This is a genomic window from Enterobacter cloacae complex sp. P29RS, from assembly GCF_014893445.1.
Taxonomy (GTDB): domain Bacteria; phylum Pseudomonadota; class Gammaproteobacteria; order Enterobacterales; family Enterobacteriaceae; genus Enterobacter; species Enterobacter intestinihominis.
In genome coordinates this window covers 1-26,152 of sequence record NZ_JADBPZ010000007.1, presented here as the reverse complement: position 1 = coordinate 26,152, position 26,152 = coordinate 1, and the positions used below count along the sequence as shown (strand labels likewise).

Annotated in this window: 27 protein-coding genes and 1 pseudogene; 16 read left to right on the top strand and 12 right to left on the bottom strand. The window is 52.4% G+C overall.

What is annotated here, in order from left to right:
* Positions 1–163 precede the first annotated feature (163 nt).
* On the top strand, positions 164–3,472 hold the full coding sequence (locus IM282_RS06920) for an autotransporter domain-containing protein (protein WP_192970262.1): 3,309 nt from the start codon (positions 164–166) through the stop codon (positions 3,470–3,472).
* 74 nt (positions 3,473–3,546) lie between these two features.
* Here IM282_RS06920 and IM282_RS06915 read toward each other — a convergent pair whose 3' ends face one another.
* A complete protein-coding gene (locus tag IM282_RS06915) occupies positions 3,547–4,308 on the bottom strand; it encodes an OBAP family protein (RefSeq protein WP_063148836.1) in 762 nt (253 codons plus the stop codon).
* Positions 4,309–4,425: 117 nt separating this feature from the next.
* On the opposite strand from IM282_RS06915, the pseudogene IM282_RS06910 reads away from it, so the two are divergent.
* Positions 4,426–4,530: pseudogene (locus IM282_RS06910) on the top strand (ASCH domain-containing protein); the annotation flags it as partial.
* Between the two features lie 79 nt (positions 4,531–4,609).
* Here the strand turns inward: IM282_RS06910 and IM282_RS06905 are convergent.
* Both IM282_RS06905 and IM282_RS06900 read right to left on the bottom strand, forming a co-directional pair.
* Positions 4,610–5,878, bottom strand: a complete 1,269-nt coding sequence (locus IM282_RS06905) for a Y-family DNA polymerase (protein ID WP_032671166.1) — start codon at positions 5,876–5,878, stop codon at positions 4,610–4,612.
* A gap of 1 nt (position 5,879) precedes the next feature.
* On the bottom strand, positions 5,880–6,299 hold the full coding sequence (locus IM282_RS06900) for a translesion error-prone DNA polymerase V autoproteolytic subunit (RefSeq protein ID WP_022647996.1): 420 nt from the start codon (positions 6,297–6,299) through the stop codon (positions 5,880–5,882).
* A 326-nt stretch (positions 6,300–6,625) separates the two neighbouring features.
* Here IM282_RS06900 and IM282_RS06895 point away from each other — a divergent pair, with 326 nt between their 5' ends.
* The 3 genes from IM282_RS06895 (at position 6,626) to IM282_RS06885 (ending at position 8,404) form a co-directional block, all read left to right on the top strand.
* The gene (locus tag IM282_RS06895) at positions 6,626–6,865 is read left to right on the top strand and encodes a DinI family protein (RefSeq protein ID WP_006808847.1); all 240 of its coding nucleotides are present in this window, start codon (positions 6,626–6,628) and stop codon (positions 6,863–6,865) included.
* 263 nt (positions 6,866–7,128) lie between these two features.
* Complete coding sequence (locus IM282_RS06890) at positions 7,129–7,818, top strand: SOS response-associated peptidase (RefSeq protein ID WP_038415993.1); 690 nt, start codon at positions 7,129–7,131, stop codon at positions 7,816–7,818.
* 367 nt (positions 7,819–8,185) lie between these two features.
* On the top strand, positions 8,186–8,404 hold the full coding sequence (locus IM282_RS06885) for a cold shock domain-containing protein (protein ID WP_022647994.1): 219 nt from the start codon (positions 8,186–8,188) through the stop codon (positions 8,402–8,404).
* 248 nt (positions 8,405–8,652) lie between these two features.
* Here IM282_RS06885 and IM282_RS21850 read toward each other — a convergent pair whose 3' ends face one another.
* A complete protein-coding gene (locus tag IM282_RS21850; protein ID WP_213083702.1) occupies positions 8,653–8,817 on the bottom strand; it encodes a YnfU family zinc-binding protein in 165 nt (54 codons plus the stop codon).
* 149 nt (positions 8,818–8,966) lie between these two features.
* Here IM282_RS21850 and IM282_RS06880 point away from each other — a divergent pair, with 149 nt between their 5' ends.
* Together IM282_RS06880 and IM282_RS21950 are read left to right on the top strand one after the other, a co-directional pair.
* Entirely contained in the window at positions 8,967–9,194 is a 228-nt protein-coding gene (locus tag IM282_RS06880; RefSeq protein ID WP_192970261.1) for a hypothetical protein, read from the top strand.
* A 207-nt stretch (positions 9,195–9,401) separates the two neighbouring features.
* A complete protein-coding gene (locus tag IM282_RS21950; RefSeq protein WP_022647993.1) occupies positions 9,402–9,509 on the top strand; it encodes a YnaM/YnfT family protein in 108 nt (35 codons plus the stop codon).
* 297 nt (positions 9,510–9,806) lie between these two features.
* Here IM282_RS21950 and dcp read toward each other — a convergent pair whose 3' ends face one another.
* Entirely contained in the window at positions 9,807–11,840 is a 2,034-nt protein-coding gene (dcp, locus tag IM282_RS06875) for a peptidyl-dipeptidase Dcp (protein WP_192970260.1), read from the bottom strand.
* A 143-nt stretch (positions 11,841–11,983) separates the two neighbouring features.
* Between dcp and ydfG the strand changes: the two genes are divergently transcribed.
* On the top strand, positions 11,984–12,730 hold the full coding sequence (gene ydfG / locus IM282_RS06870; RefSeq protein WP_038415990.1) for a bifunctional NADP-dependent 3-hydroxy acid dehydrogenase/3-hydroxypropionate dehydrogenase YdfG: 747 nt from the start codon (positions 11,984–11,986) through the stop codon (positions 12,728–12,730).
* Positions 12,731–12,820: 90 nt separating this feature from the next.
* Positions 12,821–13,507 (top strand): GntR family transcriptional regulator, encoded by a 687-nt coding sequence (locus tag IM282_RS06865; protein WP_003857403.1) that lies wholly within the window; start codon positions 12,821–12,823, stop codon positions 13,505–13,507.
* Positions 13,508–13,542: 35 nt separating this feature from the next.
* Here IM282_RS06865 and IM282_RS06860 read toward each other — a convergent pair whose 3' ends face one another.
* A complete protein-coding gene (locus IM282_RS06860) occupies positions 13,543–13,974 on the bottom strand; it encodes a universal stress protein (RefSeq protein WP_063163238.1) in 432 nt (143 codons plus the stop codon).
* A gap of 287 nt (positions 13,975–14,261) precedes the next feature.
* Between IM282_RS06860 and ydfZ the strand changes: the two genes are divergently transcribed.
* Complete coding sequence (gene ydfZ / locus IM282_RS06855; RefSeq protein WP_003857405.1) at positions 14,262–14,465, top strand: putative selenium delivery protein YdfZ; 204 nt, start codon at positions 14,262–14,264, stop codon at positions 14,463–14,465.
* A 44-nt stretch (positions 14,466–14,509) separates the two neighbouring features.
* Here ydfZ and IM282_RS06850 read toward each other — a convergent pair whose 3' ends face one another.
* The 5 genes from IM282_RS06850 to IM282_RS06830 form a co-directional block, all read right to left on the bottom strand.
* Positions 14,510–15,973 carry a mannitol dehydrogenase family protein gene (locus IM282_RS06850; RefSeq protein WP_192970259.1) on the bottom strand — a complete coding sequence of 488 codons (1,464 nt, stop codon included), beginning with the start codon at positions 15,971–15,973 and terminating at the stop codon, positions 14,510–14,512.
* A 223-nt stretch (positions 15,974–16,196) separates the two neighbouring features.
* Complete coding sequence (locus IM282_RS06845; protein ID WP_192970258.1) at positions 16,197–17,576, bottom strand: MFS transporter; 1,380 nt, start codon at positions 17,574–17,576, stop codon at positions 16,197–16,199.
* A 73-nt stretch (positions 17,577–17,649) separates the two neighbouring features.
* Positions 17,650–18,669: a Zn-dependent oxidoreductase gene (locus IM282_RS06840; protein WP_192970289.1), complete on the bottom strand. Its 1,020-nt coding sequence runs from the start codon at positions 18,667–18,669 to the stop codon at positions 17,650–17,652.
* A 14-nt stretch (positions 18,670–18,683) separates the two neighbouring features.
* On the bottom strand, positions 18,684–19,898 hold the full coding sequence (gene manD, locus IM282_RS06835; protein ID WP_023300009.1) for a D-mannonate dehydratase ManD: 1,215 nt from the start codon (positions 19,896–19,898) through the stop codon (positions 18,684–18,686).
* Positions 19,899–20,009: 111 nt separating this feature from the next.
* Positions 20,010–20,336: a YnfA family protein gene (locus tag IM282_RS06830; RefSeq protein WP_192970257.1), complete on the bottom strand. Its 327-nt coding sequence runs from the start codon at positions 20,334–20,336 to the stop codon at positions 20,010–20,012.
* Between the two features lie 150 nt (positions 20,337–20,486).
* On the opposite strand from IM282_RS06830, the gene IM282_RS06825 reads away from it, so the two are divergent.
* Both IM282_RS06825 and speG read left to right on the top strand, forming a co-directional pair.
* Entirely contained in the window at positions 20,487–20,825 is a 339-nt protein-coding gene (locus IM282_RS06825; RefSeq protein ID WP_023300007.1) for a DUF1283 family protein, read from the top strand.
* On the top strand, positions 20,825–21,385 hold the full coding sequence (gene speG, locus IM282_RS06820; protein WP_023300006.1) for a spermidine N1-acetyltransferase: 561 nt from the start codon (positions 20,825–20,827) through the stop codon (positions 21,383–21,385). Before IM282_RS06825 ends, speG begins: the two co-directional genes overlap by 1 nt.
* A gap of 17 nt (positions 21,386–21,402) precedes the next feature.
* On the opposite strand, the gene IM282_RS06815 is transcribed toward speG, so the two are convergent.
* Positions 21,403–22,113, bottom strand: coding sequence for a YnfC family lipoprotein (locus IM282_RS06815; RefSeq protein WP_023300005.1), 711 nt, complete (start codon positions 22,111–22,113; stop codon positions 21,403–21,405).
* A 142-nt stretch (positions 22,114–22,255) separates the two neighbouring features.
* Between IM282_RS06815 and IM282_RS06810 the strand changes: the two genes are divergently transcribed.
* The 4 genes from IM282_RS06810 to IM282_RS06795 form a co-directional block, all read left to right on the top strand.
* Entirely contained in the window at positions 22,256–23,011 is a 756-nt protein-coding gene (locus IM282_RS06810) for a glycosyltransferase family 25 protein (protein WP_023300004.1), read from the top strand.
* A 128-nt stretch (positions 23,012–23,139) separates the two neighbouring features.
* Positions 23,140–23,445, top strand: coding sequence for a DUF1161 domain-containing protein (locus tag IM282_RS06805; protein WP_006808860.1), 306 nt, complete (start codon positions 23,140–23,142; stop codon positions 23,443–23,445).
* Positions 23,446–23,575: 130 nt separating this feature from the next.
* Entirely contained in the window at positions 23,576–26,014 is a 2,439-nt protein-coding gene (ynfE, locus tag IM282_RS06800) for a selenate/tellurate reductase subunit YnfE (RefSeq protein WP_192970256.1), read from the top strand.
* A gap of 10 nt (positions 26,015–26,024) precedes the next feature.
* Positions 26,025–26,152: 4Fe-4S binding protein (locus IM282_RS06795; protein WP_001671315.1), on the top strand; the 128-nt coding region annotated here is incomplete at its 3' end.

Genomic DNA, 26,152 nt, shown 5'->3' with positions numbered 1-26,152 from the left:
ATAAAATCCTGAAAAACGAGGCTATCACAGGGCAAGGTCACTCGTTATTCTAAATTATCAAACCACATCGATAATTATTATATTTGTTTATGATTCATTGAGCTCAGATGTGAATTTATATTGACGGACGTAAACATTATTTTTTCACACAAGGATGGTTAATATGAAAAGGGTTTTTATGACGGCTGCATTAACGGGTTTATTTGTCAGTAATAATCCGTATGCAGGAGAAAGCTATCTGGTCTATAACCCACATAATATTGCGGTATTTGAAGTGCGTTTCTTTAATGTTGGCGATGGCCCCTTTATGCCGGACTGGCCGAATGCGTCTGAGTCAACCTGGGATCTTGGCCAGCAACAAAAAGAAAAAATACTCGATGCTATGCGTTACTGGGCTGAGGTTATTACCCCCAGCCCAGGGCAACTGCCTGCCATTATCAATGTGGGGACGTTTAACGACGAGAATGCCGCAGGTTCCAGCGATTCAGTTACCGACGGCATTATAAGTCTGACGCAGTTGCAAGGCGCATTGAACGGTATTGATACCGGAGAGCTGACCTTTGGCTCCCACGCCCAGTTCATCATGGGCAAACTGGATTTTGATAACGTTCCCTATGTGCCCGCGCAATTGCCGCGCACTGGAAAGGCCGATCTGGTCAGCGTCGCTGTTCATGAGCTGGCCCATGGACTGGGAATATCCAATATGGTTACCGATCTGCAAGGAAGTGGCACATTCACGCCCGCTTTCGATACCGTGCCTTTTGGCTCCTGGACCAGCCATCTGCGCGATGACCGTGGCAATCCTGCCCGGACAGGGCAAGTAATATTGTGTAATGGATGCAATAACAGATGGGATCCACAAGGCTTTGATGTACGGCTTGATAAAGGCTATTTCACCGGCAGGCATGTGGATGAAGTCCTTGCAGGCGCCATGCCTGGCGTGCCGGTGAAAATGTTAGCAGACGACGGCTCGGTCGATGATAACTACATGAGCCATATCGAGCTGAAAAACAGCATGATGAGCCATCAGAACTACCGCAATTACACCACGTTTATGGAAGCGGAACTGGCGTTGCTGCAGGATATGGGATATCAGATTGACCGGCGTAACTTTTTCGGTTTTTCGCTATATGGCAACGGGCAAACGCTCGTTAACCGCAATGGCTATTTTCAGCGTAATCAGCAGGCGGATGGCTATCTGGCTGGTCAATACAATACCGCTAATCTGGGAGTTGGCCTGCATGTGTATGGCAGTAATAACCATATCTTTCAACAAGCGGACCTGTTGACGTCAGGGGCTGGCGGCGCGGGCATCCGTATAGATGGGCAAAATAACACCCTGAGCATCGATCCCGGTGTACGGATATACGCCGATGGCGTTAATGGCCGTGGGGTGATGTTTGCCTACGGTAAACAGCACAGCCTTATTCAACGTGGCGACGTTCAGGCACTGGGAGCCAGTGGCGTCGGTATCAGTTTTGATTTTGGCAATAACCTCCTGGGTAACGAGGTGGACTATCGCGGATCCTGGCTTCATATCGTGGACGGCTATTACGATGCGTTATTACCCGAGTTGCAGGGAGCGCTGGTAGACAATGCCGACATCAGCGGACGGGTTGCCGGTAAAGGCGCGGCGATTTATATATCACCGAACGCGCTGGTCGGTAATATAAATATATTAACGGGTGCCCGGCTGGAGGGTGATATTTATTCGGACTACGCCCAGCGGGATGACTATGGCCAACAGCGGTTAACGCTGCTTACCTTCGGTCGGAAGGCCAATGCGTACGGGCAAGCGACGGAAGCTGCCGATGCTGATTTCAGCTTTACGTACCGCGGAAACATTGAAGGTATCAATAATCTGGCACTGGACGCGCACGGAGGGAAAACCTCGCTTAATGGCGATTTCCAGATTTACAGCATGACTATCGCGCCAGGTGCCAGCCTGTCCGGCAACGCCAGCTATACGCTTAATGAGGAAGGCCGCTTTGTAAATAACGGGATCCTTGCGCCGGGTAATTCACTTGGGCAAATCAATATATCCGGTGCTTATCAACAGGGGAATACCGGGCAGTTGTTGTTGGAGGTCGACGGGCGCGGCAGGCATGATACTCTGCGAGTGGACGGTCACGCACAATTTGACGGTCAACTGACGTTTGCGCCGCAGCCGGACTGGTACGCAACAAACTGGCGTCTGAATACGCAAGATTTGCTAAAAACGGACGCTTCCGACGGCAATTTCAGTGCGGTGAACAGCGTGCTCCGTTCACCCACGCTAACGCTGCAAACAACGCCACAGGGAAAGAATGGCTGGCAGCTCTCAATGCTGCGCGCTGCAAACGCATACAGCCGGTATGCGCAGGACGCTAATGCGCGTCAGGTAGGGCAAGCGCTGGATAAAATTGTGGCGGAAGCTAAGTCGGATATACAACCGCTGTACCGTACTCTGGATTTCTCAGCCACTGATGGCGGGAGTATCAGCAATGCCTTGCCGCAACTTTCTGCGGGCGCCTACAGCGCCATGTTCGCAAATTCCCTGCAGCGTGAACAGCAGATAGCGCGGATCGTTGGCGGGCCAAATCCTGTGGTTATGCCGAAGCAACTGACGGAAGGCGAATGGCGCAGCTTTGCCATACCCTTTGGCGGCGGCTTCTGGCAACAGCGTCAGGGTGACAGTGTAGGGTACGACGCCAGCAGTTATGGCATTGTATTCGGTGCTGAAAAACAAAACGATGAGAATCACAACTGGATTTATGGCTTTCATGGTGCGGTCAGCGGTCAGTCGGTGACGGTGAAATCACCAGAAACCGCAACCGGGAAAACCACTGCTTTCGATCTGGGTGTTCATGCTCGTTACGGCGCTGAAAGGTCCGAAGGAATGTATTTATTCGGCACTGGCCGATTGGGTATTGAAGACAGCTGGCTGGACAGAAACATTAATGTAGAAACTTACGGAGCAAGCCACCATGCCACCTGGACCGGATTGTCAGGTTCTGTTACGGCCGGCGGAGGCTATCGATGGGCGCTGAATAATAATGTGAACGCCGGACCGGTAACGTCATTGAATTACACCACATTACATCGTCCCGGCGTGAAGGAAAGCGGCAATGACGGCAGCCGACTGATGCTGGGTTCGCAGACCTTCGATTCTCTGAGATCAAGTATCGGGGTGAATGGTAACTGGAATGTACCCCTCGCTTCAGGGGCATCGTTCGCAGCTGAGCTGCAGCTCAGCTGGGATCATGAACTGCTTGATGGCAACGTAGTGCAACAAGCCTCTTTCGCCAACTATCGAAGCACAGGATTTAGTTCCAGGAATCAGGTGACTGGTCGTGACACTCTGGGTGTTAAGGCAGGTATGAGCTATAAAATCAACGCTGATGTCGAATTGGGCATCGGGGTTGAAAGCGAAATGTTTCGTTCTGGCTATGACTCGATTGCAGGTAATCTTTCAGCCACATGGCGTTTCTGATGCCTGAGGACGAGAAAATAATAGGACTGGCCGTATCCCCGGCGTTGCCGGGGTATTCCTGAAGGCTTTTGATATCAAAAATGGCTTGTGTCGCCCTGGCCATGCTCACCTGAACCTCTAACCCGCTTAAGCTGGATCTCTTCACCACGTTGCCAGGCATCCGCTCCCTTAGCAACTGGGTGCGCCACAATATCCTTACGTTCTTCTTTGATGGCTTGCGTGCTCACGTCAAAGCGTCGATCTCTGTCCGCCAGAAGTTTAGGGTCTAACTGCCCTTCCCCGGTAAAGCCCATCATCAGTGCCGGAATACCGAGCGGCAGCTTTTTATCGCGGTCGGTGTGCCAGGTATGCCAGGTCTTGCCGTAGGTATTCACAATTTTGCTCATCAATGCTTTGTCAGCCACTGCAGGTAAACCTGGAGCAATCAGGCTGCCGGATTTCACTTCATATTGATGGCTGTGCCACAATTTTTTTTCTTCCGGCGGCAGTGTGTTAAACAAACGCTCACTAATGATGTACTCAACGCCCATTAAACGGGCATCTTTGGTGTTACCGTCGTAGATCACCGCCTGCATCACGTCTTCATTCAACACGGTTACATAATGATGGGCTTCCATCTGGCCATTTTTATCCCCGCTATAAAAATGGAAACCGTCAAGGTAGGCACTCATTGCATCAATGGGCGGACGGGACTGGATAAGCTGAGCACCGGCTTCAAGCGTGCTCGTCCCGACGGAGGTTTTTACACCCGGAACAGGCGTATTTGAAGGGGTATTGTTCGCGCCACAACCCACTAACGTCAGGCTCGACAATAATAAAAGCGATAATGGTTTCATTGACCCTCCCTGTAAAAGTCACTTTACTGAAAGTAGTACATTCGCGCAGACACGCCAGGAGAGTTTTTATTAAACCATCCGGCAAACTGGCGTACGTTCCGTTTAAGAACACCATTTAAATACTGGCAGAAAGAGCATCAGAGATTTTTCAGCCGCGAAGGCCATTTTTCTGAAGATATGGAGTTGATCGCAGAAGAGTTTGAAGTGGTTGAGATCCTGTAGGACAAAGTAAAGGGGCTGGCGTTTGATCAATTGCCATTTATATCAATGTCCGCTTCTGGCACAAAACAGCCATTAACATTCATCGAATTCTCAGTAAATCTGAATACCGGGTCGTATACCGCGGTGAAAGCATTTCACGCTTCATCTGCCATTGCTGCTGTATGCCCTGCCCGGCAAAATAAAGCGTACCCTTTCCATCTTTCGCGTTCAGACGATCCAGCACTTCCATCAGCTTTTCACTTCCGGCACGCGGCGCGCTATTGTCAAACAAATTGAGCTGGGCAACGCCCTGGCTGAAGAAGTCCCCGAGCATAATGCCGGCTTTCTGGTAGCGGTGGCCCTCCTTCCAGATTTTGTCGAGGCACTTTACCGCGGCGTTGATAATGTCACGGGAGTCCTGAGTGGGTGTGAGAAGCGTCATTGAGGCACTGTTGCCGTAATAGGGTTCGTTCAGAGCGAACGGAGAGGTCTTTACGAACGCCGAGATAAAGCGGCAATACTGGTGCTCGCCACGTAACTTCTCAGCGCCACGGGCCGCATAGCTGCATATAGCCTGGCGCACCTGCTCGTATTCTGTCACGCGCTCACCGAATGACCGACTACAGACGATCTCCTGCTTTGTCGGTGCAAACTCTTCCAGATCGAGGCACGGCTCGCCGCGCAGCTCCCGGACCGTTCGCTCCAGCACTACATTGAAGTGCTTGCGGATAATCCACGTGCTCTGCTCTGAGAGATCCAGCGCCGTTTTGATACCCATCGCATTGAGCTTCTTGCTGATGCGCCTGCCCACGCCCCATACGTCCTCTACAGGCACGATAGCCAACAACCGGCGCTGGCGGTCGATATTGGATAAATCAACCACCCCACCCGTCTGCTGCTGCCATTTCTTCGCCGCGTGATTTGCCAGCTTCGCCAGCGTCTTCGTCTGGGCTATGCCAACGCCGACCCTCAGGTGCGTACGCTTCAAAACCGTTTCGCGGATCTCCTTGCCAAAATCAGTCAGGTCCCGGCAATTACGAACCCCGGTGAGATCACAAAAGGCCTCATCAATGGAATATATTTCGACGCGAGGGCTTATTTCTTCCAGCGTGGTCATTACCCGGCTGGACATGTCAGCGTAAAGTTCGTAGTTACTGCTGAAGCAAACCACGCCGGCGCGCCGGAACAGGTCTTTCTGCTTAAAGTATGGCGCCCCCATGGTAACGCCAGCGGCTTTGGCCTCTGCGCTGCGCGCTATCACGCAACCGTCGTTATTTGAGAGGACAACCACCGGTCGGCCTCTCAAATCTGGCCTGAATACCGTCTCGCATGATGCATAGAATGAATTCACATCACAGAGCGCAAACATATCAGCTGGCCGATTTAACAATAAAAGTGACCACACCAAAAACGTCCAGCGTGTCTTCACTGCCAACGATAATCGGTGAATAAGCGCTGTTCATCGGATTGAGTTGAACATTAGGCCGCAGTTGCAGGCGCTTAACGGTGAATTCCCCTTCCACCGCGGCGATGACGATATCGCCGTGCTCAGCCGTTCGGGAACTATCGACCACCAGTAAATCGCCGTCGCTTATTCCCCCTTCAATCATTGAATCACCCGCGGCTTTAACGAAATACGTCGAGCTGGGGTGGGCAACCAGAAGTTCATTAAGATCAATGCGCTGCTCCACATAATCGGCAGCCGGGCTTGGGAATCCGCACTGAACTAAATCGCTGAAAAGTGGAAGCGCGATAATCTCACGCAGTTCTGTAGGTCTGATAAATTCCATTACGCATACCTCTAATACTGTTTTTATATACAGTAGTTTTGTTTTGAAGCACGCGCAAGGCAGCTGAACCGTAGCGACTGTTTAAACCTTCACCGTTTCGTTTGTAAGTTTCTCTCTGGCTTCAAATTATGGTTTTTGTAAATTTTACGATTAAACGCTTCGACTGCTCGTTTTAAAGGCTAAATGAATAGATTGTCATCAACATAAACAAGGTGAAGGGCGGCATGGCATTTCTTTAGCCGGAATGCCGTTTGACTGTACCCATATACAGTAGTATTTTTACGTGCAGACAGAATCGCACAATTAATATTCATAGGGAAAAAATAATGTTTGTTGAACTGGTTTATGACAAGCGAAACGTACAGGGGCTGGAGGGAGCCAGGGAGATAATTCTGGCTGAACTGACAAAACGTGTGCACCGGATTTTTCCTGATGCCAGCGTGACGGTTAAGCCAATGCAGGCGAATGGCCTGAATAGCGATGCCAGCAAAAGCGACCGGGAAAAGCTGAACCGTATGCTTGAGGAAATGTTTGAAGAGTCGGACATGTGGCTGACGCAAGAGTAACAAGGTTAACAAATACCAGCCCACCGGGGAAAAACCGGGCGCAATGCCCGGTTCTGTTTTCAGCCAGTAATGCCTTTAATCACTCACCCGCGGTTCTCCAGCATCGGTTCATTTCTCGGATCGTGCCCGCAAGATAAAAACGCCTCCCGGAATTTCTGCCCATTTTCTCGCGTTATCTTGTACAAAATACAGCTTTTGCATGTCGATCAAGTCATCTTATCCCTGCCCTATACTTTGAGTATGACATCCGACTGGAGGTTTCTATGTGTGGACGCTTTGCACAAGCCCAAACCCGTGAAGAATACCTGGCCTACCTTGCCGACGAAGGCGATCGCGACATCGCGTATGACCCGGCCCCCATTGGCCGGTACAACGTCGCGCCCGGTACCAAAGTCCTGCTGCTGAGCGAACGCGACGAACTACTGCACCTCGATCCGGTGTTCTGGGGCTACGCACCTGGATGGTGGGACAAAGCACCACTGATTAACGCACGTGTAGAAACCGCGGCCACCAGCAGAATGTTTAAACCTCTGTGGCAACATGGCCGGGCGATCTGTTTTGCCGATGGATGGTTCGAATGGAAGAAGTCAGGTGACAAGAAACAACCCTACTTCATCCACCGGGCCGACGGTCAGCCAATCTTTATGGCGGCGATCGGAAGCACACCGTTTGAGCGCGGCGATGAAGCCGAGGGGTTTCTGATTGTGACGTCTGCGGCTGATAAAGGCCTCGTCGACATTCATGACCGCAGGCCACTGGTTTTGTCACCAGAAGCGGCACGCGAGTGGATGCGACAGCATGTTGGCGGGAAAGAAGCTGAAGAGATAGCTTCAGATGGTGCAGTGCCCGCCGATAAGTTCGTCTGGCATGCGGTAACGCGTACAGTAGGAAATGTAAAAAACCAGGGGAGGAATTTGATAGAGCAAATAGAAATCAAATCTGATCTTAGTTAGACCTGCACTTTTTAGATGGGATAATAAAACCCTTCCCTCTATTGAAGTCAAAACCTTTGACAACTCCTGTCATTTTACGGGACAAATTATTTCCTTGCTATAAATCAAATTTGACGACACAGGAAAAATTTGGATTGGCTAATCTAATCTGTATGGCCTCCCAGATGGCTAAAATAAGATTTGCTTAAAAGATCTACACGTGCCTTAATGATGCGGTTGGTTCGATGCAATGTGAATCTGACTTTTCCAAAGTAGTCCTCATAACCAGGTGCTATCTCTGATATCCCCTCCTCTTGGGTCCATACGTATGCCATCATGCGTTTCTTTTCATGAACTTGTAACTTTTAAGTGTTCAAGTGGAGTTTTTATGTCATCAAAAATGATAGGTCTTGTTAAGTGGTTTAACGATGATAAGGGCTTTGGCTTCATCTCCCCACTCGATGGAAGTAAAGATATCCTTGTTCACTCTTCTTCTCTACAGGGAGAGACATTCAAAACTCTTTTTGAAGGCCAAAAAGTTAAATTTGCTGTCATTGCCGGTACCAAAGGTCCGACAGCTGCAAATGTTACGCTTTGCGATAAATAACCCCCCTCAATGACCGCTTAAGCTTCTGTGAATTAAATAATCAGAAGCGTCATTTATCGTTTGCGAATATCATTACAACAGGCCAGCATATTTACAGCACCGTCAAATTTGCTGACCGATGTGATGAAATGCAGGACTGCTGCATGAATAGTCTCAAAGCAGAAACTAACTGCTTATAAAATATTAAAGTGCGTAAGAGGTTAGGCAGCCTCCAAAAGCATCACTTCTTAGTTATTATATGAGATTTTTTAGTAATGTTGAGGGGATTTGAACAACGCGTTGCAGTAAGGGCAAACCAGTTGAGCTCCCTTTTGTACACGATTGTAACTATGCTCCGAGTCTCTTGTGCAGTTTGGACAAGGGCATTTGACTAAATAATTTCGGCGGAATTGCGTGTTTTTACGTGCAGACATAAGCTTCTCCAGTACAAATGGACTGCTACAGTACACGTTAAGGCAGAATATTGCTTGTTTTAATTTCGAAAGAGGTAACTAAACGTCAATAAATCAACCCCTTTCGAACAACCCCGGGCCATAAAACCCCCTGAAATACATGGTGATACATGAAAAAAGTAATTATTTCCTTTAATGGTAAACCAGGTAAAGTAATCACCGTACTTAAGGGCGTGACATCAATACGCGAACAATACCCTAATGGAGAAGGGATAAACCTTCCGATAATGTCAGCCGGTTTTCCCTCTTTAACAGGTGACCATGAAGTTATCTATGTTGCATCAGATCGAGAGCTTACATCTCAGGAAATATTAGATGCAGCCAGGAAGTATCTATAAGCTTCAATATCTTCTACCAACACTGCAGATAATCTTTAGTAACAAGCATTATTAAAACAATTAGGAATTATCAGTATTGCCTACCTGGCGTAGGCTTTTTTTCATTTAGCAGACGATACATTCCTGTCTAATGTCATATATTTTTTAGGACTCGGAACATTTTTTGATTCAAACAGTCTAAAAGATATACTCACAAAGGGGGTCTTTATGACAACGCTTATCATCTCTACTATCGTGGCAATGGTACTGGCATTGATGATTTTAAGTCTGATCAAGATCGGGATCAGCGTATCGAACAATCCTGATGAACTGTAATGTATTCAAGTTTCCATAACCTCTTTATTTACTGGGCAGCCTATTCACCTTTCCTCGCAGGCAGCGCCACTCCAGCCCCGGGTACGTTCCACAATTAATTCCCTCTCCATTGGCGCAGCAGGAAGCTGCCCAGTCGTTCGCCCTGATATACAGGGTCAGCCATAAGAAAGTTATCCTGCAAATTTCGCAGAATTTAAGGATTCATTTTGGGGAGGAATTTGGAGGAGTTTCGGGGAAGAAAAAATCGAACAAAAAACCGGGCATCGCGCCCGGTTCTGTTTCCACACTAAAAAGCCCTTAAACACTCAATCCACGATTCTCCAGCATCGGTTCGATCCTCGGATCGTGCCCGCGCCAGTTCCGGTAAAGTTCAGCTAAATCAGTGCTGTTGCCGCGCGACAAAATCGCCTCGCGGAATGTCTGTCCGTTTTCGCGCGTTAAACCACCCTTCTCGACAAACCACTGATAGCCATCGTCCGCCAGCATCTGCGTCCAGAGATAGGCGTAATAGCCCGCCGCGTAGCCGCCGCCGAAGATATGGGCAAAATAGCTGCTGCGATAGCGCGGCGGTACGGCTGGAAGATCCAGCCCTTCTTTTTTCAACGCGGCGGCTTCAAAGGTTTCCACGTCTTCAACGGGCTCCTGAATGCCGTGCCAGTTCATATCCAGCAGCGCGGCGCTCAGCAGTTCCGTCATGTCATAACCCTTATTAAACTGGGTCGCATTGAGCATTTTTTCCCGCAGCGCATCCGGCATCGGCTCGCCGGTTTGATAATGACGGGCAAAGTGCGCAAACACCTGCGGATGGCTGGCCCAGTGTTCATTGATCTGCGACGGGAATTCAACGAAATCACGCGGCGTGTTGGTGCCTGAAAGCGTGGCATAGCGCTGGCTGGCAAACAGGCCATGCAGTGTATGGCCAAACTCGTGGAACAGGGTAATCACATCATCCCAGGAGATCAGCGCGGTCTGCCCGTTCGCTGGTTTTTGATAGTTGCAGACGTTATAAATCACCGGACGCGCGGCAAACTCGTAAGACTGCTCAACAAAATTCCCCATCCACGCCCCGCCCGCTTTGGAATCACGCGCGAAAAAGTCGCCGTAGAACAGCGCCATGCCTTCACCCGTGTGGTCGAAAATCTCCCACACGCGAACGTCCGGGTGATAAACCGGAATATCGAAACGCTCGACAAAGCGGATACCGAACAGCTGCGTGGCGGTCCAGAATACGCCATCTTCCAGCACGGTATTGAGCGCGAAATAGGGTTTGATCTGCGACTCATCCAGCGCGTATTTCGCTGAACGCACGCGTTCGGCATAAAACGCCCAGTCCCAGGCCTGCACCGTAAAACCGCCCTGCTCGTCGTCAATGACCTTCTGAATATCCGCCTGCTCCAGCGCGGCTCTGCTGCGCGCCGCAGGAACTATCCCGCGCATGAATTCGAGCGCGGCATCCGGCGTTTTCGCCATTTGATCGGCAATGCTCCAGCTGGCATAGTTGTCAAAGCCGAGCAGCTGCGCCTGTCTTGCCCGCAACGCGGTAAGCCGACGGATCAGGTCGCGCGTATCGTTTTCGTCGCCTTTTTGAGTGCGTTCCCAGCCCGCGCTAAACAGCTTTTTACGGGTCTCGCGCAAAGACAGCGCCGCCAGCGCGGGCTGTTGCGTGGTATTCAGAAGCGGGATCAGCCAGCGATCCGTCAGCCCTTTTTCTGCGGCAGCATGAGCCGCGGCAGCAATCTCCTCCGCACTGAGTCCGTCAAGCTGGTGAACATCATCCACCACCAGCCCTCCCGCCTTATTCGCAGCCAGCAGGCGCTGGTTGAACTGGCTGGTCAGGGTGGCGGCTTCGGTATTCAGGGCTTTCAGCTCGGCTTTTTCATCGGCGTTCAGACGCGCGCCCGCAAGAACAAAGTGCTGATACGTCTCCTCCGTCAGCCGGCGGGATTCGGCATCCAGCGTGTCGCGATCCTGCCAGACGGCTTCCACGCGGGCGAAAAGCGTATCGTTTAGCCAGATATCGTTCGCCAGCCCGGCCAGTTCGGTGGAGAACTGCTCGTCCAGTGCCTGAAGATAATCGTTGGTGTGTGCGGACGTCATGGCGAAGAACACGCTGCTGACGCGCGACAGCATGGCCCCGCTCTTTTCCAGCGCCAGCACGGTGTTGTTGAAGTCCGGCACGGCGCTCTGCGCGATAATCGCGTCAATATCTGCACGCTTGAGGCGCATTGCTTCATCAAACGCCGGGCGATAGTGGCTGTCTTCTATCACATCAAAACGCGGAGCCTGATAAGGCAGCAGGCTAACGTCAAAGAAAGGGTTGTTGACCGACATCGTTTACTCCTGAGCACGGTATTTCTCACCAGAGTAGGCCAGCCTGCTCCGGCCTGCAATGGCGTCATACAAATGTTGCCTTAACGATGTGCCCGAGTGCGTGCTATGGTAGTACAACACAAAAAGCGTTGAGGAACAGTGAGATGATTATATTAGTTACCGGGGCGACAGCAGGTTTTGGTGAAAGCATCACGCGTCGCTTCGTCGCCAACGGACATAAGGTGATTGCAACGGGTCGTCGTCAGGAGCGTCTCCAGGAATTGAAAGACGAGCTGGGCGACAGCATCCTGACCGCACAGCTGGACGTGCGCAACCGCGCCGCCATTGAAGAGATGATTGCCAACCTGCCTGCCGAATGGCGTGAAATCGACGTGCTGGTCAATAACGCTGGCCTGGCGCTGGGCATGGAGCCTGCCCACAAAGCCAACGTGGAAGACTGGGAGAACATGATCGACACCAACAACAAAGGCCTGGTGTACATGACCCGCGCCGTGCTGCCGGGCATGGTTGAACGTAACCGTGGTCATATCATTAATATCGGTTCCACCGCAGGCAGCTGGCCTTACGCGGGCGGCAACGTCTATGGCGCAACCAAGGCCTTTGTACGCCAGTTCAGCCTGAACCTGCGCACCGACCTGCACGGTACCGCGATCCGCGTGACCGATGTTGAGCCGGGTCTGGTCGGTGGAACGGAATTCTCCAACGTGCGTTTCAAAGGCGATGACGCGAAAGCGGATAAAACCTATGAAAATGCGAATGCGCTGACGCCGGAAGATATCACCGAAACCGTCTGGTGGGTCGCGACGCTGCCGAAGCATGTCAACATCAACACGGTTGAGATGATGCCCGTCAGCCAGACCTATGCCGGACTCAGCGTGCATCGCGGGTAATTCACCCTTCCCGGCCTGCGGGCCGGGTATGTGATGACGGTTAAAAGAATGGTAGTATGTTCAGGTTAACTCTCTGAGAAATCACAACCCATGGCCGCTGAATCGCAACTTAATCCTACCCAGCCTGTAAATCAGCAAATTTATCGCATCTTACGCCGTGATATCGTTCGCTGCCTGATCCCACCGGGAACGCCACTCTCAGAAAAAGAGGTTTCGGTACGTTTTGACGTTTCCCGTCAGCCCGTGCGCGAGGCGTTTATTAAGCTCGCAGAAAACGGCCTTATCCAGATCCGCCCTCAGCGCGGCAGCTATGTAAATAAAATTTCGCTTTCGCAGGTACGGAATGGCTGTTTTGTTCGCCAGGCCATTGAGTGCGCCGTTGTGCGTCGCGCCGCGTCGCTCATCAACGATAACCAGTGCTACCTGCTGGAGCAAAACCTGCATCAGCAACGCATTGCCATCGACCGCAAACAGTTAAACGACTTTTTCCAGCTGGACGACGAATTTCACCAGAAACTGGCGCAGATCGCCGAGTGCCAGCTCGCGTGGGATACCGTCGAAAACATCAAAGCTACCATCGACCGCGTGCGCTACATGAGCCTCGACCATGTTTCTCCGCCAGAGATGTTGCTGCGCCAGCATCACGATATTTTCAGCGCACTGGAAAAACGCGACGTGGAAGCCGTAGATAAAGCGATGACGCTTCACCTCCAGGAAATTAGCGAGTCAGTTCAGTTAATTCGTCAGGAAAACCGCGAGTGGTTCAGCGAAGAATAAAACCTCGCCGCCCCCTTTCGGTTGCGGCGAAGTGATTAGCGGACCACTAATACCGGAATAGTGGCGTAGCGCAGGATAGTTTCAGCATTCGAGCCCAGCAGATGTGTTGTCATGCTCGGGTTTCTTGACCCAATAACAATAACGTCATATTTCCCCTCTTTGCTGAGCTGGATGATTTCATCGCGTACGTTGCCGAAACGTACTTCACAATCAATATTTTCTGGGGACGTATCAAAGAGCCGTTTCAGTGCCTTCATCTTCTTATCCGACTCGGCGGTCATATACTCTTCGAACTTCTTAATATCGGCATTGAACCCCCGCAGTAACGAACGACTGCTGTTAGGGAGAATGTTGACCAGGGTGATCGTCGCGCCTTCCGATTTCGCGAGGTTGACCGCGTGGCGTACCGCTTTATCGCTTAGATCCATTTCAAACACGTCAACAGGCATCAAAATTTTCTTATACATAAGCCTGACTCCTTTTCCGATGAAGGGTTATTTTCTGCCTCCAGAATGGCATTGTGGATATAAACAAAGCCTAAACGCTTGCGTCTGGCAACTATCAATTAAGGAAAATAACTGTCCGCTTTGTAAAGCGGTGTACTGAACCGTCAACGCCATCTGGAAATAAGAAAAAAGTGTGAGCTTGATCAAAAGCAAATAATTTCGTTTAAGAGAGGCGTATTAATAGTGCCCCGTGAACGGCAGCCGTTGAATTAGCGCCGTAACGGATAAGTGCGAGAGGAGAAAATACCATGATGACATACGACCGTAACCGAAATGCAATCACCACTGGCAGCCGCGTCATGATTAGCGGCACAGGTCAGTTCGGCGTGATTAAAGCGATCCACAGCGACGGCCTTAATGCCGAGCAGGTGCGTCGTGGTAAAACGGTTGAAGTGGAAGGATGCGAAGGTAAGTTCGAACCGATTGAGCTGATTCGCCTGGGGATGCACTAAGCTGTGCCCCGACATGCCGCCGCGAACGGCGGCATGTCAAAGCGTTAAAGCCGGGCTGCGTACTCAGCAACCGTGGCCTTCGCGCCTTTTTGCAGCAACGTTTGATAGGCCTGCATGACGGCAGCCACGAATACCGTGTCCTTCGGCAGCTCGTTACCGAAAATAGCCTCAATGCCCAACAGCGCGCTAACGCGGCTTTCACCTTCAGCGCTACCGTTTACCGCCGCCTGAATCACCGCCAGCTGCGGATCGCTCACCTCAATCGCGTTACCCTGCTCATCCACACCGCCGACATAACGCATCCAGCCCGCCACGCCGAGGGCCAGCAGCGGGAAGGGTTTCTGGTGGACAAGGTGCCAGCGCACGGAATCGAGCATGCGCTGCGGCAATTTCTGGCTACCGTCCATGGCGATTTGCCAGGTGCGGTGACGCAGGGCCGGATTGCTGTAACGCGCAATCAACTGGTCGGCATAACGACCCAAATCCACGCCCCGCACTTTCAGCGTCGGCGCCTGCTCTATCAGCATCAGCGCATGCGCGGCTGCGCGATAATGTTCATCTTCCATGCAGTCGTTAATGTGCTGATAACCGGCAAGATAGCCGAGATAGGCCAGGAACGAGTGGCTGCCGTTAAGCATTCGCAGCTTCATCTCTTCAAACGGAATGACATCAGAAACCAGCTCCGCACCGGCCTTTTCCCACTGGGGACGTCCGGCAACAAAATTATCTTCCACCACCCACTGGCGGAACGGCTCGCAGGCGACACCTGCCGGATCGCGTACGCCAGTCAGCTGTTCGATTTTATCCAGCGTATCAGCCGTGACGGCGGGCACAATGCGGTCCACCATCGTTGACGGGAAGGTGACGTTCGCTTCGATCCAGTCCGCCAGTTCGCCGTCAACAGCGCGCGCGTAGGCACAGGTCACATTGCGCATCACGTGGCCGTTCTCCGGCATGTTATCGCATGACATCACGCTGAATGCCGGTAGCCCCGCCGCCTTGCGACGCGCCAGCGCCTCAACCACCACGCCCGGCGCAGATTTAGGCTGATGCGGGTTTTGCAGGTCGGCAACGATAAACGGATGATCGAACATCAGTTGTCCGGTTGCCGGGGAGTGGCAATATCCTTTCTCGGTGATGGTCAGGGAAACAATGGCGACCTGCGGCTCGCACAGCGCCGCCAGCACGGTTTCCAGCCCGTCGATCTGCGCATGCAGCGCGTTTTTGACGACGCCGACCACGCGCGCCGTCCACGCATCGGCAGACATCTCTGCCACGGTATAAAGGTTATCCTGTGCCTTCAGATCGGCGATCTGCTGTTCGCCGCCAATCAGGTTAACTTCGCAGTAACCCCAGTCGCTGCCCTGTTCTGCGGCGAGTATATCGGTGTACACCGCCTGGTGCGCACGGTGAAACGCGCCAAACCCTAAATGAACAATGCGTGCCTTGAGGCTGTCGCGATCGTATTGAGGATGCGTTGCCTTCGCCTGTAATAACCGGTTTTCCATGATTGAGACTCGTTAATTAATGAAAGCTGTGATCCACTGCCGCTTCCTTTTAAGAGCGGCAGCGCCTGCTGACTACACCAACTAGAATGGCAGTCGGAGTCAAAAAACGCTGCCATTAACCATACTGATACATCGTTTTCAGATCTTGATTTACATTAACTTTTCGCCATGTGGTGTGACATCAGTAAAAAGTTGTGTGACAGGTAACGCAAGATGTAAACCACTAGCGGCGTGAAGAGAGCGCGCCGTACGCTACCGAGTCCTTATGAGGAGCCTCCGCAGCATCTTCGGCTTCACTCAAATCGCGGTCGCGCACTTCCGGCATCAGCAACGCGGAGACCAGCCCAATCAGCGAGTACGCCACCAGCATCACCACAATCGGCCACCAGGACCCGGTCATGTTGCAGAAGATCCCCGCCAGCACCGGACCAAAGCCTACGGCTACCAGCCCGCCCGCCTCTTTCGAAATGGCCATGCGGGTAAAGCGGTTCCGCGAACCAAACATCTCTGCCATGGTGATATTTTCCAGCGCGAACAGCCCGAGCACCGCAAAGTTATGAATAACGATGATAGAGAGCATAATCACGCCCGGCGCGTAACTCTTATCGACAATAATCGACAGCATCGGGTAAGCCAGAATAATGGCTGAAATGTTAAGGAGGATATACGGCAGACGGCGCCCCACTTTATCGGACAGCCAGCCCAGCAGCGGGATGGAAAGGAAGCCGAGAATCGAACTGATCATCAGCGCATCGGTTGGGATCGCCTTATCAAACAACAGCGTCTGCACCAGATATCCGGCAAGGAAAGTCTGAATCAAACCTGAGTTGCCGGCCTGACCAAAGCGCAGCCCCGTCGCCAGCCAGAACGATTTGCTCTTAAACATCGCGCCGACCGAGGTATCCGGCGCAGCAACCGGCGCAATGGTTTCAGCGTCGTTAACCTTCTCAAACACCGGGCTCTCTTTAAGGTTCATACGCAGCCAGATGGCGAAGATCATCACCACCACGCTGGCGAGGAACGGCACGCGCCAGCCCCAGGCAATAAGTTCTTCACGATCGAGGGCAAAGAACATCACGGCCCAGATCGCCGTGGCGCTCAGCGTCCCGCAGTTGGTTCCCATGGCCACCAGCGAGGAGATGATGCCGCGTTTACCCTTCGGCGCGTACTCCGCCAGCATGGTACCTGCGCCGGAGATTTCTGCCCCCGCGCCCAGCCCCTGAATAATGCGCAGCGTCACCAGCAGCACCGGTGCGAAAATCCCGATCTGCGCGTAGGTTGGCAGGACGCCGATTAAGGTGGTGCAGATCCCCATCATGGTGATGGTGATAAACAGCACCTTTTTGCGGCCAATTCTGTCGCCCATTCTGCCGAAGATAAATGCCCCGACGATACGCGCGATGTAGCCTGCCCCATAGGTGCCCATCGCCAGGATCAGCGCCATGGCCGCGGATTGTTCAGGGAAGAAAATTTCATGGAATACCAGCGCGGCGCCAAGGGAGTAAAGCTGAAAATCCATAAACTCCAGGGCGGTGCCCAGCCAGCCGGATACGGCGGCTTTCACCAGGTCTGACGTACTTCTTTGAGGTTGTGCTTGAGTCATAATGGCTATCTCTGCAAGGTAAGATGCGTACCACTGAGAGCCTGTCTTCGCAGGCTCTTAACCGCGTGAATTATTATTGGTCGAACGTGAGCAAGACTTTGCAGCACTGCCGCTGGTCTTTTTCAAACAGTTCGATGGCGTCTGTAACGTGGTGATAGTCAAATGTATGGGTGACCAGTTTTTCAGGGTCGATCAGCCCTTTTTCCAGCCAGTCAATGACCACCGGAAATTTGTTGGCATTCAGGCGCGAAGAGAAGATCGACAGCTCTTTGCCGGTGATCCCCTGTTGCACGATCTGGCTCGGGTCGCTGGAGAAGCCCATCAGCACGATGCGCGCCGCCGGAGACGCCAGCGTAATCGCTTCCTGCAAAATGGATGGATGACAGGCAGCATCGATGATTAACGTCGGCTTGATGCCTTTTTCATCCAGCGCGGCCTGTAACGAGTGCTCGCTGTTGTTGAAGACCCAGTCTGCGCCGCTGCGTTGCGCCATCCCCAGCCGCTCATCAATGCGATCCACCACGATGACCTGCTTCACCTTGTAAACGCCCTTTAGCGCCTGCACGGTGACCAGCCCCATCGGGCCTGCGCCGTAGATCAGCGCCACGTCCTGTTCGGTGGGTTTCGCCTGCCCCGTCACGTTGGCGGCAATGGTGAAAGGCTCAACCATCACCGCGTGTTTGTCAGGGATCGCATCCGGAATGTTCCAGGCATTTTTCGCCGGCACGACGGCGTATTCGCTGAAGCCGCCGTCACGGTGGACGCCCAGCACCACCAGCGAGGTACAAACGTTCGGTTTTCCGACGGAACACGGGTAGCAGTGCCCGCAGCTGATCACCGGATCCACAGACACGCGCTGGCCCAGTCGGGTGCTCTCCACGCCTTCGCCAACCGCGTCTATTTCGCCAAAGAACTCGTGACCGATTACCCGCGGGTATTTCGCAAACGGGTTATGCCCGCGATAGATATGGCTGTCTGAACCGCAGATACCGGCGAGCTTAATTCTGACGCGGACGTCGCCTGCGTCCGGCAACGGGAGAGGACGCTCCTCAATCACCAGCGCATTCGGCTGTTGGATCACAACGCTTTTCATCATTCGCTCCTCGTTTACCAGTTCCAGAGGGTGCCGTCTTCCAGACGGGCCACCGGCAGACAGGCCGGTTCGTACGGGTATTTCGCTGCCAGCTTCTCATCAAACTCAATGCCCAGCCCTGGCTTGTCGCCCGGGTGCATATAGCCGTTATCGAAGCGCCAGCTGTGCGGGAACACTTCCAGCATCTGCTCTGAATACCCCATATACTCCTGCACGCCAAAGTTCGGTACCCACAGGTCAAAATGCAGTGCCGCGGCGTGGCAAATCGGCGACAGATCCGACGGGCCGTGTGAGCCGGTGCGCACCTGGTAGAGTGAGGCAAAGTCAGCAATGCGACGCATCCCGGTAATGCCGCCCGCATGGGTTATGGTGGCGCGGATATAGTCAATGAGCTGCTCTTCAATCAGCTGCTTGCAGTCCCAGATGCTGTTGAACACTTCCCCCACCGCAATGGGCGTGACGGTGTGCTGGCGGATCAGGCGGAAACACTCCTGGTTTTCAGCGGGAGTCGGGTCTTCCATCCAGAACAGGCGGTACTCTTCAATGCTTTTGCCGAATCGCGCCGCTTCGATGGGCGTCAGACGGTGGTGCATGTCGTGAAGGAGATGTTCGTTGAAGCCGAACTGACTGCGCACTGCGTCGAACAGTTTCGGCGTGAAGTCGAGGTATTTCTCGGTGGACCAAAGCTGCTCGTCCGGCCAGTCGCCCTTGGTTGCAGGCTCATACGCCAGCCCTTTTCCTTTAGACATACCATAGGTGGTTTTCATCCCCGGCACGCCGCACTGCACGCGAATAGCCTTGAAGCCCATCTCTTTATGACGGGCATAATCTTCCAGTACGTCGTCAATGGTGTGCCCGGTGGTATGACAATAAACCATCACCCCTTCCCGGGAGGCTCCGCCCAGAAGTTGATAGAGCGGCATGTTCGCGGCTTTCGCTTTGATGTCCCACAGCGCCATATCCACGGCAGAAATCGCTGACATGGTGACCGGGCCACGACGCCAGTACGCGCCTTTATAGAAGAATTGCCAGATATCTTCGATGCGGTGCGCATCGCGGCCAATCAGCTGAGGGCACAGGTGATCTTTCAGGTAGGAGGCAACGGAAAGTTCACGTCCGTTAAGCGTGGCATCACCCAGGCCGACAATGCCCTCATCGGTGGTGATTTTAAGGGTGACAAAGTTACGCCCCGGGCAGGTGACAAATACTTCAGCCCCGACAATCTTCATAATCCATTTCCTTACATCGCTCGTTGTGATGCAGGAAATTTACGCAACTACACTACTACCATACAAGTATAACGATCGAAAAATCAGCGGGCGATCACACTATGAGGACGACTATGCGCGTCCCCAGCCAGCCACGATGATCAACATGCCGCACAGGGCAACCAGCGCGCCTGCCCAGTCATACAGGCTTAGCCTGATGCCATCGACAAAGCGCAGCCACAGCAGCGCAGTACAGACGTACCCCCCTCCGTAGGCCGCATAAACCCGCCCGCTGGCGGCCGGATGCAGGGTGAGCAGCCAGACGAAAAGAACCAGGGACACACCCGCCGGGATCAGCAGCAGCGCGGAAGCGCCCCGCTTTAGCCAGAGCCACGGCAAAAAGCATCCGATGATTTCACACAGCGCGGTCGCGAAAAAAAGCAGCGTCGTTTTGAACATTTTTCTCGTTTCGTGAGGATTGATTTAGACATCATACGCGATAATGCTCTCATCGTTCCCATACCTGCCGCGCGGGTATGACACCCTTTCGGATTGGTGTAGAATCCAACGGGGTAATCCGATTGTCTGCACCCGTTTAAAGGAAACGCTATGACTACATTAAGCAAACGCCTTTGTCTGACAGCCGCACTGGCGCTGTCCTCGTTCGCCTTCGCCGCAACGGCATCAGCCGAAACCAGCAAACTCATCATTGAGTCTGGTGACAGCGCGCAAAGCCGCCAGAACGCCGCCATGGACAAAGAACAATGGAATGACACCCGCAGCCTGCGTCAGAAAGTGAATAAGCGCGTGGAAAAAGAGTGGGATAAAGAAGACGTCGCGTTTGATGCCCGCGACAAATGCCAGCAAAGTGCCAACGTCAACGCTTACTGGGAGCCTAACACCCTGCGCTGTCTGGATCGTCGCACTGGCCGCACGGTAGCACCGTAATGTCGATGCCGTGTGACGTAAAGCTCCGTCCGCTGGAGCGCGAAGATTTACGCTTTGTCCACCAGCTCGACAACAATGCCAGCGTAATGCGCTACTGGTTTGAAGAGCCTTACGAGGCCTTCGTCGAGCTGTCCGATCTCTACGATAAGCATATCCACGATCAAAGTGAACGCCGGTTTGTGGTGGAGTGCGAAGGTGAGAAAGCCGGGCTGGTTGAGCTGGTTGAGATCAACCATGTTCACCGTCGGGCGGAATTTCAGATCATTATTTCACCGGAGCACCAGGGGAAAGGTCTTGCGTCGCGGGCGGCAAAGCTGGCGATGGATTATGGGTTTAACGTCCTGAATCTCTACAAGCTTTACCTCATCGTCGATAAAGAGAACGAAAAAGCGATTCATATCTACCGTAAGCTCGGCTTTATGGTGGAAGGTGAACTGATCCATGAGTTCTTTATTAATGGCGAATACCGTAACACCATCCGCATGTGCATTTTCCAGCATCAGCATCTGGCCGGGCATAAATCCTCCTCCGCCAACCTGCTTAAACCCACCGCGCAGTAACCTGCGCGGTTTTATTCTTAATAATATTCAATGCTGTTTTTGATGGTGTACTTGCGCTCAATGGCAGGTTTAACGCTGTCATCGACGATAACCAGCTCGCAGCTCACCGGGTTGTTGTGGCGATCGTAATCGCAACTCTGCTTTACATTGCCCATCGGTTTATCGTTCAACAGGCTTACCGCCGTATAATCCATGCGCTTACGCAGATCTTTCGACGGCATCGATTTGACCGATAAACGCTGGTCGCCGGAGACCGTGGTTTTACCCAGCGGGTAGCCGTCGGCGTCATACTGGTACTTCACTTCCATCTCTTTGCTGTGCGCGGCAACCACAAACCCGTTATCGTCGGTGTCCCACGTCAGGCCGGCAGACGGCAGTTCCGCCAGCTGACATTTTCCCTGCAACTTCACCTTCTGCTGCTGGGTTTCCGCATCGACGTAGTAGTTAGCATCCAGCACCAGCGCAACGCCCGTGTTAGCCTCCAGATCGTGCAGTTCAAGGGTATCGAAACACCCCTCCGACGACATCGTTCCGGTCACGCGTTTAGAGACTTCACCCTTATCGTTCAACAGCGTCTGGGTAAAATCTTTCACCGGCCCGCGCAGAGGGTCAAAGTCAAACTCGTTCGAAAAGCTCGCCATCTCCGGCGTAAATGACAGCGGCGCGGTGTTGTTGTCACATCCCACCAGTACCGTTGCCAGTAGCGTTATCGCTGCGTATTTATTCACATCATTTACCAAAAGGATGAAAGGATAGTGGCAATCATAGTAGCAAATAGTATGGTAACGATGTTGAATTGATTCGAATACTGGTAAAATGTAAGAATGTAGATGTAGTCCAGCCAAACAGTCTTTAAGGAACGTTCAAAGGATGAGAACTTTTATAATCAATCTCAAACACTCGCTCGAACGTCGTGCAAAAATGGAATCTCAACTATTAAAGCTGAACATAGCACACGAATTTATCGAAGCAATTGATGGTCGGAAAATGGCTGAAGCTGAACGCAAAAATGTCACGCGCGAGGTAAATTATGCTTTTCTCCCGGGTGAAGTTGGTTGCGCATTAAGTCATCAGGAAATATATAAAAAAATAATATATGAAAATATCGACGCAGCTCTCATCCTCGAAGATGATGTTGTAATAAATAATGATTTACGTGAAATACTCGACAACGTAACGCTTAGCGCGACTAAACCTGAGATTATACTTCTTAGTCGAGTTAATAAATATTACAAAAAGCCTCTTAAAAGCATAAGCGGCTCATATAGCATTCATAAAACTCAACAAGCCACGACTGCTCACGCTTATATTATTAATCAAAAAGCTGCCAGTAATCTCCTTCAGAACCTATATCCTGTGTGGATGGTTTCTGACAAATGGACCTTGTTTGAAGATTTATCTTTAGCGAAAATTCATTCAATCGTGCCTTTTCCAGTACGTCTTTCCGAAGAAGCGAACGCCTCGACTATTAATGAATCGAAAGGCGATGCTGCTTTAGATGCCAAAAAGAAAGAAATCTGGGAGTTGCTGATGCGGGAAAGACCTTTAGCTGCAAAGCTTCGCCACCGTTATCGACGCGCGATTACGCCACTGTTCAATACAATAATCAATCAAGGGAAAGGGTAAGCTTATTATTCTTTTTGATTACAGCACGTTTCAGCACCACCAGGACAATTCAGAAAGAGAGACACAAAAACAAAAGCTTACCCTAACCCTGCTATGCTTACAGTCTACACAGTGAAAAGGAGCTACAGATGAAACGGTTACCCTGGATTACCGCCCTGCTGTTAATGAGTGCTTCACCTGCTATTCTTGCGGCCCCGGACTCCTGCGAGCGCGTGAAAAGCGACATTCAGCAGAAGATTATCAACAACGGCGTACCGGAGTCTGGCTTTACCCTGAACATCGTGCCGAACGATCAGGCCGACCAGCCGGATGCGCAGGTCGTTGGGCATTGCGCCAACGATACTTTCAAAATTTTGTACACTCGCACCAGTAGCGGAAACTACCCGGTAAGCGGTGCAGGTACGCAGGAGAATGCACCCGCTGAGCCGCAATGATTTTCCCACTCAATTCCCCTGAGTTGACGAGGATTAATATTTAATACCTCTAAATAAGTAACACTCCCCCCATCATTAGCCCGGTTGTAGTCACGGGTGAAAATAATTATTAACAATGATGGGGTGAGTTATGTCCGAAGTTGAACATCACGACGGGATAAGCCGTCGAACTCTGGTTAAATCTACTGCCATAGGATCTCTGGCGCTTGCCGCCGGTGGGATCGCATTGCCTTTTGGTCTGAAAAGCGCCGCCGCCGCAGTGCAGACCGCTATTCAGCCAGCGGAAGATAAAGTCGTCTGGGGCGCCTGCTCGGTAAACTGCGGTAGCCGCTGCGCGCTGCGTCTGCACGTTCGCGATGACGAAGTCTATTGGGTTGAAACGGATAATACCGGCGAGGATGTTTACGGCAACCATCAGGTTCGCGCCTGCCTGCGAGGCCGTTCAATTCGCCGTCGCATTAATCATCCAGACCGTCTGAACTATCCGATGAAACGCGTGGGCAAACGCGGAGAAGGCAAGTTTGAACGTATCACCTGGGAAGAAGCGCTGGACACCATCGCCGCGAGCCTGAAAAGCGTGGTCGAAAAATACGGCAACGAAGCGGTCTACATTAACTACTCCTCCGGAATTGTCGGCGGCAATATCACCCGCTCCTCCCCTTACGCCTCGCTGGTGGCACGCCTGATGAACTGCTACGGCGGCTTCCTCAGCCACTACGGCACCTACAGCACCGCGCAGATCGCCTGCGCAATGCCCTACACCTACGGCAGCAACGACGGCAACAGTACATCAGATATCGAAAACACCAAACTGGTGGTGATGTTCGGCAATAATCCGGCAGAAACGCGCATGAGCGGCGGCGGGATCACTTACTACCTTGAACAGGCACGTGAACGGTCTAACGCACGGATGATCGTTATCGATCCGCGCTACACCGACACCGCCGCAGGCCGCGAAGACGAGTGGATCCCGATTCGTCCGGGCACCGATGCCGCACTGGTGGCAGGTATTGCGTGGGTGCTGATTAATGAAAACCTCGTCGATCAGCCCTTCCTCGATAAATACTGCGTAGGTTATGACGAAAAAACCCTGCCGGAAGGCGCACCTGTTAACGGTCATTACAAAGCCTATATTCTCGGCCAGGGTGATGACAAAACCGCGAAAACCCCGGAATGGGCGTCGCGCATTACAGGCATTCCTGCCGATCGCATCATTAAGCTGGCCCGTGAAATCGGTTCGGCAAAACCGGCCTACATTTGCCAGGGCTGGGGCCCGCAGCGTCAGGCCAACGGCGAGCAGACATCCCGCGCCATCGCCATGCTGCCGATCCTGACCGGCAACGTCGGCATTAACGGCGGCAACAGCGGCGCGCGCGAATCGACCTACACCATCACCATCGAACGTATGCCGCTGCCGGAAAATCCTGTGAAAACGCAAATCTCCTGCTTCAGCTGGACGGATGCCATCGTGCGTGGACCGGAGATGACCGCCCTGCGCGACGGCGTACGCGGCAAGGATAAGCTGGATGTGCCGATCAAGTTCATCTGGAACTATGCGGGTAATACCATCATCAACCAGCACTCTGATATCAACAAAACTCACGACATTTTGCAGGATGAGAGTAAGTGCGAAACGATCGTCGTTATCGACAACTTCATGACCTCGTCCGCGAAGTATGCCGATATTGTCCTGCCGGACCTGATGACCGTTGAGCAGGAAGATATCATCCCCAACGATTACGCCGGCAACATGGGATACCTGATTTTCCTCCAGCCGGTAACCGCCCCGAAGTTCGAGCGCAAGCCCATCTACTGGATCATGAGCGAAGTGGCGAAACGTCTCGGACCGGATGTCTATCAGAAATTCACCGAAGGCCGTACGCAGGAGCAGTGGCTGCGCTACCTTTACGCCAAAATGGTTGCCAGAGATCCGCTGCTGCCGTCCTACGACGCGCTGAAAAAAATGGGTATTTATAAGCGCAAAGATCCAAATGGACATTTTGTGGCCTATAAAAAATTCCGTGACGATCCGGATGCCAATCCGCTGAAAACCCCGTCGGGGAAAATCGAGATCTACTCCAGCAAGCTGGCGGATATTGCGGCAACCTGGGAACTGCAAAAAGACGAAACCATCACCCCGCTACCGGTCTATACCTCAACCTTTGAAGGCTGGGACGCGCCCGAGCGCAGCAAATTCCCGCTGCAACTGTTCGGTTTCCACTTTAAAGCCCGTACCCACTCCAGCTACGGCAACGTGGATGTGCTCCAGGCCGCCTGTCGCCAGGAGGTGTGGCTTAACCCTGTAGACGCCGAGAAGCGCGGCATTAAAAACGGTGACACGGTGCGCGTGTTTAACGATCGCGGCGAAGTGCGCATTGCCGCCAAAGTCACCCCGCGCATCATGCCTGGTGTGAGCGCGATGGGCCAGGGCGCCTGGCATGACGCCAACATGAACGGCGATCGTGTCGATCACGGCTCCTGCATCAATACCCTGACCACACACCGCCCGTCACCGCTGGCGAAAGGCAATCCGCAGCACACGAACCTGGTGCAGATCGAGAAGGCATAAGGATTAACCGATGACAACCCAGTATGGATTTTTTATTGATTCCAGCCGCTGCACCGGGTGTAAAACCTGCGAGCTGGCCTGCAAGGATTATAAAGACCTGACCCCGGACGTCAGCTTCCGTCGTATTTATGAATACGC

Excerpts from the sequence above, each read along its gene's own strand:
- IM282_RS06920 (WP_192970262.1), top strand. The coding sequence starts at position 164 with ATGAAAAGGGTTTTTATGACGGCTGCATTAACGGGTTTATTTGTCAGT.
- IM282_RS06915 (WP_063148836.1), bottom strand. The coding sequence starts at position 4,308 with ATGAAACCATTATCGCTTTTATTATTGTCGAGCCTGACGTTAGTGGGT.
- IM282_RS06905 (WP_032671166.1), bottom strand. The coding sequence starts at position 5,878 with ATGTTTGCGCTCTGTGATGTGAATTCATTCTATGCATCATGCGAGACG.
- IM282_RS06900 (WP_022647996.1), bottom strand. The coding sequence starts at position 6,299 with ATGGAATTTATCAGACCTACAGAACTGCGTGAGATTATCGCGCTTCCA.
- IM282_RS06895 (WP_006808847.1), top strand. The coding sequence starts at position 6,626 with ATGTTTGTTGAACTGGTTTATGACAAGCGAAACGTACAGGGGCTGGAG.
- IM282_RS06890 (WP_038415993.1), top strand. The coding sequence starts at position 7,129 with ATGTGTGGACGCTTTGCACAAGCCCAAACCCGTGAAGAATACCTGGCC.
- IM282_RS06885 (WP_022647994.1), top strand. The coding sequence starts at position 8,186 with ATGTCATCAAAAATGATAGGTCTTGTTAAGTGGTTTAACGATGATAAG.
- IM282_RS21850 (WP_213083702.1), bottom strand. The coding sequence starts at position 8,817 with ATGTCTGCACGTAAAAACACGCAATTCCGCCGAAATTATTTAGTCAAA.
- IM282_RS06880 (WP_192970261.1), top strand. The coding sequence starts at position 8,967 with ATGAAAAAAGTAATTATTTCCTTTAATGGTAAACCAGGTAAAGTAATC.
- IM282_RS21950 (WP_022647993.1), top strand. The coding sequence starts at position 9,402 with ATGACAACGCTTATCATCTCTACTATCGTGGCAATGGTACTGGCATTG.
- dcp (WP_192970260.1), bottom strand. The coding sequence starts at position 11,840 with ATGTCGGTCAACAACCCTTTCTTTGACGTTAGCCTGCTGCCTTATCAG.
- ydfG (WP_038415990.1), top strand. The coding sequence starts at position 11,984 with ATGATTATATTAGTTACCGGGGCGACAGCAGGTTTTGGTGAAAGCATC.
- IM282_RS06865 (WP_003857403.1), top strand. The coding sequence starts at position 12,821 with ATGGCCGCTGAATCGCAACTTAATCCTACCCAGCCTGTAAATCAGCAA.
- IM282_RS06860 (WP_063163238.1), bottom strand. The coding sequence starts at position 13,974 with ATGTATAAGAAAATTTTGATGCCTGTTGACGTGTTTGAAATGGATCTA.
- ydfZ (WP_003857405.1), top strand. The coding sequence starts at position 14,262 with ATGATGACATACGACCGTAACCGAAATGCAATCACCACTGGCAGCCGC.
- IM282_RS06850 (WP_192970259.1), bottom strand. The coding sequence starts at position 15,973 with ATGGAAAACCGGTTATTACAGGCGAAGGCAACGCATCCTCAATACGAT.
- IM282_RS06845 (WP_192970258.1), bottom strand. The coding sequence starts at position 17,576 with ATGACTCAAGCACAACCTCAAAGAAGTACGTCAGACCTGGTGAAAGCC.
- IM282_RS06840 (WP_192970289.1), bottom strand. The coding sequence starts at position 18,669 with ATGAAAAGCGTTGTGATCCAACAGCCGAATGCGCTGGTGATTGAGGAG.
- manD (WP_023300009.1), bottom strand. The coding sequence starts at position 19,898 with ATGAAGATTGTCGGGGCTGAAGTATTTGTCACCTGCCCGGGGCGTAAC.
- IM282_RS06830 (WP_192970257.1), bottom strand. The coding sequence starts at position 20,336 with ATGTTCAAAACGACGCTGCTTTTTTTCGCGACCGCGCTGTGTGAAATC.
- IM282_RS06825 (WP_023300007.1), top strand. The coding sequence starts at position 20,487 with ATGACTACATTAAGCAAACGCCTTTGTCTGACAGCCGCACTGGCGCTG.
- speG (WP_023300006.1), top strand. The coding sequence starts at position 20,825 with ATGTCGATGCCGTGTGACGTAAAGCTCCGTCCGCTGGAGCGCGAAGAT.
- IM282_RS06810 (WP_023300004.1), top strand. The coding sequence starts at position 22,256 with ATGAGAACTTTTATAATCAATCTCAAACACTCGCTCGAACGTCGTGCA.
- IM282_RS06805 (WP_006808860.1), top strand. The coding sequence starts at position 23,140 with ATGAAACGGTTACCCTGGATTACCGCCCTGCTGTTAATGAGTGCTTCA.
- ynfE (WP_192970256.1), top strand. The coding sequence starts at position 23,576 with ATGTCCGAAGTTGAACATCACGACGGGATAAGCCGTCGAACTCTGGTT.